Below are 11,225 nucleotides of genomic sequence, written 5' to 3'. Positions count from 1 at the left end.
CCCCCTGCGCACCCCCGACCTGGAGTCGCTGCGGCTGCTGGTGCTGGTCGCCGACCTGGGGAGCCTGGGCCGGGCCGCGGAGCGCCTGCGGATCTCCCAGCCGTCCGCCAGCCGCCGGCTGTCCACGCTGGAACGCGGCCTGGGCCTGGTGCTGGTCGACCGCACCCGGCGCGGCTCCCGGCTCACGCTCGCCGGGCAGGTCGTCGCCGGGCACGCCCGGCAGGTCCTGGACGAGCTGGACCGACTGCTCGCCGGGGCCGAGAAACTGCGCACGCGGCGGGAGGCGGAACTGCGGGTGGCGGCGAGCCTGACCATCGCCGAGTACCTGCTGCCGGCCTGGATCAGCGAGCTGCGCAGGCGCCGGCCCGAGCTGTACATCGGGCTCCAGGTGACCAACAGCGAGCACGTGCCCGAACTGGTGGAGTCGGCCGAGGCCGACATCGGGTTCATCGAGGGGCCGCGCCTGGCGCGGGTGATGGCGACCCGGCAGGTGGCCGAGGACCGGCTCGTCGTCGTGGTCGACCCCGGTCACCCGTGGGCGCGGCGACGCGAGCCGCTGTCGGCGCGCGAGCTGTCCCGGACGCCGCTGGTGCTGCGCGAGAGCGGGTCCGGGACCCGGCAGACCCTGGACCGGGCGCTGTACCTGGCCGGGTGCGACCGGGCCCGGCCGCTGGTGGAGCTGGGCTCGACGGCCGCCGTGCGCGGCGCGGTGATCGCCGGCACCGGCCCGTCCGTCCTGAGCGAGCTGGCCGTACGCGGTGACCTCGCGGAGGGGCGGCTGGTCGCCGTCGAGGTCGCGGGCGTCGATCTGACGCGCGAGCTGCGCGCGGTGTGGCCGACCGGCCGGCGCCTGGTGGGGCCCGCGGCGGAACTGGTGGCGGTCGCCCGCCGCCCACCGCACGCCGCCTCCGACCCGTCACGGCCGTAGCGGGACCCGCCACCACGCGCCGTCAGGGGACCCGCCGCCGTCCCCCGTCGCGGAGACCCGACGCGCCCCGTCAGCGGAGGCGGCCGTCACGCCCCGTCAGGGGACCTCACCGCCGTGCCCCGTCGGAGGAGACCCGCCTCCGGTCCTGCGGCCGCCGTCCCCCGTCCGCCCCGGAACCGGCGGCTACTGCCCGGCCGGCGGCGCCCCGTTCCGGCCGGGACGGTGCGGCTCGGCGGAGGGGTCCGTGCCCTGCTTGTGCTGGGTGCTCCTGGCGTGGGCCCGCAGACGGGCCGTCACGTCCTCCGGGGGCAGGAAGCGGGACCAGCGCTCGGGGAACTCCGAGGGCATGTCGGGGTCGTCCGGGTCGGTCTCGCGGACGACCGCGGCGGCCCAGGCGACGTACTCGGCGATCTGCGCCTCGCGCACCCGCTCGTTGGCCTCGCGGGCCGCGGCCGTCGCGGCGGCCGGCCAGACCCGGTCGATGGCGGCGTTGACCGCGGCCCCGACGAGCACGGCGAACGCCGACACCCCGATCCACAGCAGCACCGCGACCGGCGCGGCCAGCGAGCCGTAGATGGTCGGCCCCTCGATGGCGCTGGTGAGGTAGATGCGCAGCAGGAAGCTGCACACCACCCACATGGCCAGGGCGACCAGCGCGCCGGGCACGTCCTCGATCCACGGGGAGCGGACGGGGACCGACACGTGGTACAGCGTGGTCAGGAAGGCGATCGACAGCAGGATCACCACCGGCCAGTACAGCACCTGCACCACCGTCGTCGACCACGGCACGACGCGCAGCACCGCGTCCGGCCCGGCCACCATCAGCGGCAGCGCGACCGAGCCGATCAGCAGGGCCACGACGAACAGCAGGAACGACATCAGCCGGGTCTTGACGATGCCGCGCACGCCGTCCAGGCCGTACATCACGGTGATCGTGTCGATGAAGACGTTCACCGCCCGGGAGCCGGACCACAGCGCGAACACGAACCCGATGGAGATCACATCGGGTCTGCCGCCCTTCATCACGTCCTGCAGGATCGGCTGGGTGATCTCCTTGACGCCCTCGTCGGACAGGACCGTGCGCGAGGCGTCCAGCAGGTTGCGCTGCAGGCTGTCGATGGTGTGGGCGCCGGTCCAGCTGTCCACGTAGAACAGCAGGGCGATGAGGCTGAGCAGCAGCGGCGGCACGGACAGCAGGGTGAAGAACGCGGCCTCGGCGGCCAGGCCGAGGATCCGGTACTCCATGCAGGAGTTGACGGTGTCCTTCAGCAGCAGCCAGGCGGTCTTGCGTTTGGAGACGTTCCGGTACAGGACGCGAGCCCGGTGGAGGCGGCCGGACGGCGTGTCGTGGGTTTCACTGGCTTGCTGCACGAGCCAAAAGTATCGCCGCCGCTGCTGTCCCTCTCCTCCCAGGGGCACCCGGCCGCGATTCCCCGGGACATCCGGCAGTGATTCCCCAGGACATCCCGCCACGATTCCACGGGTACCGGACCGCGGCCCGCGAGGATCTTCGCGGACCCGGCGGGGTGCCGGTGCGGTCCTTCGTCCGCGCGCCCCGCGCGTCCGTGGGGTGACCGGTGCGGTACCGCCGGGTAGGTTCCGTGGCATGGGAGCCAGCACGCACACCGTGACGAACCAGCCTCCGCCGCTGGCCGGCCACGACGTCTTCGCCACCGACCGGGCGCTCGTCGAGGCCGTCGAACGGCACGTCGAGGCGGATCTGCTGGACGAGGTCCGCGAGGAGTTGTCGGGGCTCGGCCGCTCGGCGGGCTCCGCGCAGGTGCAGGAGTGGGCCGCGCAGGCCGACGACAACCCGCCGCGCCTGCGCAGCCACGACCGCTACGGCCACCGGATCGACGAGGTGGAGTTCCACCCGGCCTGGCACCGGCTGCTCGGCAAGGGGGTCGCGGCCGGCCTGACGGCGGCCTGGACCCGCCCGGCGGGGCAGGTGCGGCGGGCGGCCGCCTTCCTGGTGTGGACGCAGGCCGAGGCCGGCACCGGCTGCCCGCTGTCGATGACGCACGCGGCGGTGCCCGCGCTGCGCGCCGACCCGGAGCTGGCCGCCGAGTGGGAGCCGCGGCTGACGTCCGTCGTCTACGATCGCGGGCTGCGGCCGGCGCACCTGAAGGCCGGGGTGCTGTTCGGGATGGGCATGACCGAGAAGCAGGGCGGCAGCGACGTACGGGCGAACACCACCGTCGCGCGGCCGCTCGCCGAGGCCGGGACGTACGAGCTGACCGGGCACAAGTGGTTCTGCTCGGCGCCGATGTCGGACGCCTTCCTGGTGCTGGCGCAGGCTCCGCAAGGGCTCACCTGCTTCCTGGTGCCGCGCGTGCTGGCCGACGGCACCCGCAACGTGTTCCTGATCCAGCGGCTGAAGGACAAGCTGGGCAACCGGTCCAACGCCTCCGCCGAGGTGGAGTTCGACGGGACCTGGGCGCGCCGGGTCGGCGAGGAGGGCCGCGGGGTGCGCACCATCATCGAGATGGTGGCGGCCACCCGGCTGGACTGCGTGCTCGGTTCGGCCGGGCTGATGCGGCAGGCCGTGGCGCAGGCGGTGCACCACTGCACCCACCGCGAGGCGTTCGGCGGGCCGCTCGCCGACAAGCCCCTGATGCGCAACGTCCTGGCCGATCTGGCCCTGGAGTCGGAGGCGGCGACCACGCTGGCGCTGCGGCTCGCGGCGGCCTGCGACGACGGCGGCGAGCAGGAGCGCGCCCTGCTGCGGATCGCGGTGCCGGCCGCCAAGTACTGGGTGACCAAGCGGTGCGCGCCGGTCGCGGTGGAGGCCGCCGAGTGCCTGGGCGGCAACGGGTACGTGGAGGAGTCCGGGATGCCGCGCCTGGTGCGCGAGTCGCCGCTGAACTCGATCTGGGAGGGCGCGGGCAACGTCCAGGCGCTGGACGTGCTGCGGGCGCTCAGGCGCGAGCCGGGGGCGTTCGACGCATACCTGCGGGAGGTGGGCGCGGCGCGCGGCGCCGACCACCGGCTCGACGCGGCCGTCAAGAACCTGCTCACCGAACTGGCGGACCTGGAGGGCGTCGAGGCCCGGGCCCGCCGCCTGGTCGAGCGGCTGGCCCTGGTGCTCCAGGGCGCTCTGCTGGTGCGGTACGCCCCGCCCGAGGTCGCGGACGCCTTCTGCGCCTCCCGGCTCGGCGGCGACTGGGGCCCCACCTTCGGCACCCTGCCGCACATGCTGAACCTCGCGTCGCTGGTGGAGCGGGCCCGGCCGGCGGCCTGACGAACCCACACGGACGCGGGCGACGGCGTGAGCGCCGGCGCGGATCCCGGCACCGACCGCGTGTCGTGTGCGCTCCGGCGCCCCCTGATCTGCCGGCGGCCGGTGACCCCGGCGCGCCGGCCGCGTCCCGCACACCCGGGGAAGGCCGCCGCGGCCCGGGCCGCTTCGGCGGCGACCGGAACCCGTTCCCGGGGCGCGGCCCGCCGCCCCGGTGTCACCCGTTCCGGCGGCGGTTTCCGGACACGACGCGGGGGTGGTGCCGCGCCGACACGGCACCACCCCCGCTGCCGGCCCCGTTGCAGGCCAGGGACGCCGCACAGGGCGGCACGGGACAAGTCTCGAGGAACCGACCGCCGGTTCACCAGGGTTGCACGGGGTTGCAACGCGCCGTCCGCGGTGGCCGGAGCGTGTCGCCGCGGCGGCGGTGGACGGCACTATGAACCGGACAGTGGCCAAGGGCCCCGACGCGTGACCGGAGGGCTTTGGGGAAACCGGTCGTCGATGGGCCCCTTCGAGGGGGAGGACCCAGTGGCGAAGGCGCCGATGGACGTGTGGCGGCTGGCGGCCGTCGACGCGGCGCGGGCGGCGCGGGTGCTCAGCGAGGTGCGCTCGGCGACTCTGGCCGGGCAGCGCACGCGCATGGCGCCGCGCCCGGTGATCGGGCAGTCCTGGGAACGCGTGCTGCGCAGCGGCGTCGATCCCGAACACGACGTGCGCGCCGGGCTGCTCAGCCGTGAGGAACTGGAACAGCGGCGTGCCGCCTCCCCGTTGCGGCACGTGCTGCCGGTGCTGCGCGAGGGACTGCTGTCGGTCGCGGACGTCCCCCGCCACATCATGGTCGTCGCCGACGAGGACGGCCGGGTGCTGTGGCGCGAGGGCCACCCGTCGGTGCTGCGCAACGCCGACCGGCTCGGCTTCGAACTCGGCGCGGACTGGCGGGAGGACGTCGTCGGCACCAACGGCGTCGGCACCGCGGCGGGGGTGCGCCGGCCCGTGCAGGTGTTCGCCGCGGAGCACTTCGTGCGCTCGCACACCACCTGGACCTGCACCGGCGCCCCCGTCACCGATCCGCGCGACGGCCGGCTGCTGGGCGTGGTGGACGTCAGCGGGCCGCTGGACACCATGCATCCGGCCACCCTGGCCTGGGTGGACTCGGTGGCGAAGCTGGCCGAGGCGCGGCTGCGGGAGCTGCACCTGGCGTCGCTGGAGCGGCTGCGCACGGTGGCCGCGCCGGTGCTGGCCCGGCTCGGCGGCCGGGCGGCGGTGGTGGACCGCGACGGCTGGACCGCGGCGGTGGCCGGGATGCCGTACACCCCGCGGATCGCGCTGCCCGCGGCGCCCGCGCCGGGCCGGCGGTGGCTGCCCGCGCTCGGCGTGTGCTGCCTGGAGCCGCTGGCGGGGGGCTGGCTGGTGCGCGCGGACGAGGAGGCGGTGCCGCACGGCGACACGCGGATCGTGCTGGACCTGACCCGAGCGCGCCGCTGGTCGGTGGCGGTGTCCTCGGGCGTGGGCAGCTGGTCGCAGGAGCTGACCCCGCGCCACGCCGAACTGCTCTACCTGCTGGCCGTGCACCGCTCGGGCCGCAGCGCCGCGGACCTGGCCGCGGAGGTGTTCGGCGACCCGGCCCGGACGGTGACCGTGCGCGCCGAGATGTCCCGGATACGGCGCTATCTGGGGGCGCTCCTGGAGCACCGGCCCTACCGGTTCCGGGACGACACCGAGGTCCGGGTGGTCCTCCCGAACGATCCGCGCGACCTGCTGCCGCACTCCACGGCCCCGGCGGTACGGCGGGGACGCAGGGCGTCCACCGTGTCCTGAGGGGCGCCTGTGGGCCGGCCCGCGTTCGTGCGCCGGCCGGGGCCGCCGTGGTCCGTGGGGGGCATCTTCCGCATATTTGCGAGGTCTTCGTCCTGCGGCGCGCCGCTCTGCCGTAGCATCGCCTGCGGGTCGCCCCACTGCGCGCTGGTCAACGCTCGGACGGTCCGGTGCAGTTGACCCGCCCGGCCGGCGGGTGTCCCGGAGGTGGACCGAGCCCTGGACAGGGGGGTTGGATGAAGCAACGCGGCAGACACCGCCGGCGCAGGCGCGGCAGGGCGCTGCGGGCCGCACTGGCCGGCACCGGACTGGCGCTGACCGCCGCCGCCACCCTGATCAGCACCTCGCAGGCCGAGGTCACCGTCGATCCCGGCGCGCTCAAGCCGCTCACCTCCCGGGCCGCGCTGGACCGGCTGAGCCTGCGGGAGCAGCCCGTACCGGCCGGCAGCCTGGACCGGCTGGCCGCCCGGATGGGCCGGCCGGTGGGCGTGGACGCGGTGCTCGGCGGCGCCGACCGCACGCTGCGCGCCCGGGGCGCGTGCACGGCCGAGGAGACCAGGGCCCTGCCCGTGGAGCCGGCCGCCACACGCGCGTACTGCTGGGCGCCCGCCGACGCCACCGACGGCGCCTGGCAGCCGGAGTCCGTGACCACCTCCGGCGACAGCGGCACCGACGGCCGCTGGGGCGGCCATCGGGTGATCGTCTCCGGCTGGACGCACCGCGGCACGGGCGCCGACCGTGATCTGGCCCGGGTGGCGTTCGTGAACGCCGACGACCCGGCCCGGCTCACCTACAGCTGGGCGCTGCTGGCCGTGCCGGTCGACGGCGGACGCGACTACCGGGGACTGACCGCACACGTGTCGGGGATGGCCTGGTACCGGGACAAGCTGCTGGTCACCGCCTCCGGCGGCACACGCGACGCGCTGTACGTCTACGACCTGAACCGCATCCAGCGCGCCACGGTCGCCTCCGACGCCGTCGGCCGGGTGCCGGGCGGCTGGTCGGCGCACGGCTACCGCTGGGTGCTGCCCGCCGTCGCCACCTACCGCCCGGCGGCCGGCAGCTGCGCGGGGATTGGCACCGCGGACGCCACCGGCCCGGCCGCCGCCCAGCGATCCGCCCACGCCTCCGGCGGCAGCGCCGCATCCGGCCCGCCGTGCCCGAACGGCCTGTCGCTGGACAGCGGTTCGGCGCCCGCGAGCCTGGTCCTGAGCCAGACGGCGCCCCGGGGCAGCGGCGGGCACACGCGCCTGTGGCGCTACTCCTTCAGCACCGACCCCGCCCGCTCCGGGCTGCTGGCCGCGGACGCGACCGGGACCGTGGCCGCGACCGAGGCGTACGAGTCGAGGACCGACGGCGTACGGGGCGTGCTCGCGCACCGCACGGGCCCGGCCGGCCCCACCGACTGGTACCTGGGCCGGGCGGCCGGCCCGCACGGCGACCACGGCACGCTGTGGCGGCAGAACGCGCACGGCGCCGCGGCGACGGAGTGCGGCGCCTCCGAGGACACCCGCCACTGCTGGGGGGACGGCATCGGCTCCCTCGCCTACTGGCGGCAGACCGGCGAGGTGTGGTCGCTGTCGGGGCGGACGCTGTTCGCGGTTCCGCTGCCGGCCGTCGAGCGGGAGCTGGGGTAGGCGTCTCGGGCACTGCGCCCGCGTACGCCCCCGGGACCGCGATCGACACGGGCGTGCCCCGGATGATTCCCTGGCCGGCATGACGAACATCGCCGTGACCACCTGGTCCCTGGAGCAGACGGCCCCGACCGACCTCCTGCCGGCCGACGCGCCCGAGGGGGACGTCCGGATCGTCCGCTCCGAGGTGCCCTCGCCCGAGTTCAGCCGGTTCCTGTACGCCTCGGTGGGCGGCGACATCCGCTGGACGGACCGGCTGGGCTGGACGTACGCGCAGTGGCAGGAGTTCCTTGAGCGTCCGGGTGTCGAGACGTGGGTGGCCTACGACCGGGGCACCCCGGCCGGGTACGTCGAGCTGCAGGCCCAGGACGACGGGGTGGTGGAGATCGTCTACTTCGGGCTGCTCCCGGCCTTCCGCGGCCGGCGGATCGGCGGGCACCTGCTGTCGTACGGCACCGCCCGCGCCTGGGATCTCGCCGACCGCTGGCCGGGGCTGGCGACGACGAAGCGGGGGTGGCTGCACACCTGCAGCAAGGACGGCCCGCACGCGATGGACAACTACCTGCGGCGGGGCTTCAAGCTGTTCGACACCAAGGCCGAGGAGGAACCGGAGGTGGCCGCTCCGGGTCCATGGCCGGGGGCGTATCCCGCCTGACCTGGAGCGACGCGGGAACCCCGCGGTCATGTGACCGACGACACCCTTGTCCCGCATCGCGGGACAAGGGTGTCCGCATTTTGGATTAAGCTGGACGGTGTCCAGATCGCCGTGCCACGCTGCCGTCATGTCTGGAACTGGAACCGCCTTGGTGAGCCGACGGCACGTCGACCACGGCCGCATGTCCAGCGCCATCTGTCCGGCCTGCTGACCTGCCTCGACGATGGCCTGAGCGCCACGGGCCCGAGCACCCCCGGACTTCTTCACCTTCCCTGCCCAGCGCAACGACGCGCACGCCTGCCCACCTGCCCGCGCGTCCACGTATGCGCTGGTCAGAGCCGCATTCCCGCTGTCCCGAAGGACGTATCGACCATGGCCGCCTCTTCGCAGAACTCCGTCGCGCCCCGCCGCAAGGTGAGCCGTCACCGCGGCGAGGGACAGTGGGCCGTGGGGCACCTGACCCCGCTCAACGGCAACGAGCAGATGAAGAAGGACGACGACGGTCTCAATGTGCGGACACGCATTGAGACGATCTACTCCAAGCGCGGATTCCACTCCATCGACCCCAACGACCTGCGCGGACGCTTCCGTTGGTGGGGTCTGTACACCCAGCGCCGTCCCGGGATCGACGGCGGGCGCACCGGCCTGCTGGAGCCCGAGGAGCTGGAGGACGAGTACTTCATGATGCGCGTGCGCATCACGGGCGGCCGGCTGACCACCGAGCAGCTGCGCGTCATCGGCGAGGTCTCCGAGACGTACGCCCGGGGCACCGCGGACATCACCGACCGGCAGAACATCCAGTTCCACTGGGTGCGCATCGAGGATGTGCCCGCCATCTGGGAGCGCCTGGAGGCGGTGGGCCTGTCCACCACCGAGGCGTGCGGCGACTGCCCGCGCGGCATGCTCGGCTCCCCGGTCGCCGGGGTCGCCGAGGACGAGATCATCGACGGCACCCCGGCGCTGAACGAGATCGTCCGCCGCTACATCGGCGACCCGCGCTTCTCCAACCTGCCGCGCAAGTACAAGACGGCCGTCTCCGGCTCCCCGCTGCTGGACGTCGCCCACGAGATCAACGACATCTCCTTCGTCGGCGTGGTCCACCCCGAGCACGGCCCCGGCTTCGACCTGTGGGTCGGCGGCGGCCTGTCCACCAACCCGAAGTTCGGTGTGCGGCTGGGCGCCTGGGTGCCCGAGGCGGAGGTGCCGGAGGTGTGGGAGGCCGTCACCTCGGTCTTCCGCGACTACGGCTACCGGCGGCTGCGCAACCGGGCCCGGCTGAAGTTCCTGGTCGCCGACTGGGGCGCGGAGAAGTTCCGCCAGGTCGTCGAGGACGAGTACCTGGGCCGCAAGCTCATCGACGGGCCGGCCCCCGAGATGCCCGCGCAGGTGTGGCGCGACCACATCGGCGTGCACCGGCAGAAGGACGGCCGTTTCTACGTCGGCTTCGCCCCGCGCGTGGGCCGCATGGACGGCTCGCTGCTCACCAAGGTCGCCGCACTGGCCGAGGAGCACGGCTCGCAGCGGGTGTCCACCACCGTCGAGCAGAAGATGATCATCCTCGACGTGCCGCAGGACCGGGTGGACTCCCTCGTCGACGGCCTGGAGGCGCTGGACCTCAGGGTCAGCCCCTCGCCGTTCCGGCGCGGCACGATGGCCTGCACCGGCATCGAGTTCTGCAAGCTCGCCATCGTGGAGACCAAGGAGCGCGGCAGCGACCTCATCGACGAGCTGGAGCGCCGCCTGCCGGACTTCGACGAGCCGATCACCATCAACATCAACGGCTGCCCCAACGCCTGCGCCCGCATCCAGACCGCGGACATCGGCCTGAAGGGCCAGCTGGTCACCGACGCCGACGGCAACCAGGTGGGCGGCTACCAGGTGCACCTGGGCGGCGCGCTCGGCCTGGAGCCCTCCTTCGGCCGCAAGGTCCGCGGCCTGAAGGTGACCTCCGCGGAGCTGCCCGACTACATCGAGCGCGTCCTTCGGCGCTACCTCGCCGAGCGCGAGGACGGCGAGCGCTTCGCCACCTGGGCGGCGCGCGCGTCGGAGGAGTCGCTGTCATGAGCGAGCGCGCGGCGCCGTTCTACTGCCCCTACTGCGGCGAGGAGGACCTGCGCCCCAGCGAGCAGGGCCACGGTGCGTGGGAATGCGGTGGCTGCAACCGGGCCTTCCAGCTGAAGTTCCTCGGGTTGCTGGCCCGGGGGCTCGGAGCAGCCGACAACGGAGGGGACGAGCGGATATGAGCACAGCGCAGACGGAGCGCACCGCCGAGGAGCTGAAGGCGCTGGCCGAGCGGGCCGGGCGGGACCTGGAGGACGCCTCCGCGCTGGAGATCCTGCAGTGGGCCGCTCAGACGTTCGGCAAGCGGTTCTGCGTCACCTCCTCCATGGAGGACGCGGTCGTCGCCCACCTCGCCTCCCGGGCGATGCCCGGCGTGGACGTGGTGTTCCTCGACACCGGCTACCACTTCCCGGAGACCATCGGCACCCGCGACGCGGTCGAGGCCGTCATGGACGTGAACGTCATCACGCTCACCCCGCGGCAGACGGTCGCCGAGCAGGACGCCGAGTACGGCCCGAAGCTGCACGACCGCGACCCCGACCTGTGCTGCGCCCTGCGCAAGGTGAAGCCCCTGGAAGAGGGCCTGAAGGGCTACGACGCGTGGGCGACCGGGCTGCGCCGCGACGAGTCCCCGACCCGGGCGAACACCCCGGTCGTCGGCTGGGACGCCAAGCGGCGGAAGGTGAAGATCTCCCCCATCGCCCGGTGGTCACAGGAAGATGTGGCAGCGTACGTCGCCGAGCACGGAGTCCTCACCAATCCGCTGCTGATGGACGGCTATGCCTCCATCGGCTGCGCCCCGTGCACCCGCCGGGTGCTTCAGGGCGAGGACGCGCGGGCCGGCCGCTGGGCGGGCCGCTCCAAGACCGAGTGCGGACTGCACGGCTGACG

9 protein-coding genes are annotated in these 11,225 nt (G+C 74.2%); 8 read left to right on the top strand and 1 reads right to left on the bottom strand.

What is annotated here, in order from left to right:
• A partial coding sequence (locus tag GV126_RS25755) for a LysR substrate-binding domain-containing protein (protein WP_438947864.1) occupies positions 1-928 on the top strand: 928 nt, incomplete at its 5' end.
• A 183-nt stretch (positions 929-1,111) separates the two neighbouring features.
• On the opposite strand, the gene GV126_RS25750 is transcribed toward GV126_RS25755, so the two are convergent.
• Positions 1,112-2,299 (bottom strand): YihY/virulence factor BrkB family protein, encoded by a 1,188-nt coding sequence (locus GV126_RS25750; RefSeq protein ID WP_159671221.1) that lies wholly within the window; start codon positions 2,297-2,299, stop codon positions 1,112-1,114.
• A gap of 235 nt (positions 2,300-2,534) precedes the next feature.
• Here GV126_RS25750 and GV126_RS25745 point away from each other — a divergent pair, with 235 nt between their 5' ends.
• The 7 genes from GV126_RS25745 (at position 2,535) to GV126_RS25715 (ending at position 11,223) form a co-directional block, all read left to right on the top strand.
• Positions 2,535-4,169: an acyl-CoA dehydrogenase family protein gene (locus GV126_RS25745; RefSeq protein WP_159671218.1), complete on the top strand. Its 1,635-nt coding sequence runs from the start codon at positions 2,535-2,537 to the stop codon at positions 4,167-4,169.
• 543 nt (positions 4,170-4,712) lie between these two features.
• Complete coding sequence (locus GV126_RS25740) at positions 4,713-5,987, top strand: helix-turn-helix domain-containing protein (protein WP_201299947.1); 1,275 nt, start codon at positions 4,713-4,715, stop codon at positions 5,985-5,987.
• A 233-nt stretch (positions 5,988-6,220) separates the two neighbouring features.
• Complete coding sequence (locus tag GV126_RS25735; protein ID WP_159671212.1) at positions 6,221-7,621, top strand: hypothetical protein; 1,401 nt, start codon at positions 6,221-6,223, stop codon at positions 7,619-7,621.
• A 79-nt stretch (positions 7,622-7,700) separates the two neighbouring features.
• The gene (locus GV126_RS25730) at positions 7,701-8,273 is read left to right on the top strand and encodes a GNAT family N-acetyltransferase (protein WP_159671209.1); all 573 of its coding nucleotides are present in this window, start codon (positions 7,701-7,703) and stop codon (positions 8,271-8,273) included.
• A 372-nt stretch (positions 8,274-8,645) separates the two neighbouring features.
• Positions 8,646-10,337, top strand: a complete 1,692-nt coding sequence (locus tag GV126_RS25725; RefSeq protein ID WP_159671206.1) for a nitrite/sulfite reductase — start codon at positions 8,646-8,648, stop codon at positions 10,335-10,337.
• The gene (locus GV126_RS25720) at positions 10,334-10,516 is read left to right on the top strand and encodes a hypothetical protein (RefSeq protein ID WP_159671203.1); all 183 of its coding nucleotides are present in this window, start codon (positions 10,334-10,336) and stop codon (positions 10,514-10,516) included. The genes GV126_RS25725 and GV126_RS25720 overlap by 4 nt, the downstream gene beginning before the upstream one ends.
• Entirely contained in the window at positions 10,513-11,223 is a 711-nt protein-coding gene (locus GV126_RS25715; RefSeq protein ID WP_159671200.1) for a phosphoadenylyl-sulfate reductase, read from the top strand. The genes GV126_RS25720 and GV126_RS25715 overlap by 4 nt, the downstream gene beginning before the upstream one ends.
• Positions 11,224-11,225: the final 2 nt, after the last annotated feature.

Origin of the sequence: Streptomyces mexicanus, assembly GCF_902506575.1 — a bacterium.
Classification (GTDB): domain Bacteria; phylum Actinomycetota; class Actinomycetes; order Streptomycetales; family Streptomycetaceae; genus Streptomyces; species Streptomyces mexicanus.
Note: the sequence above shows the minus strand (reverse complement) of the source record. Positions and strands in the feature narration are given on the sequence as shown.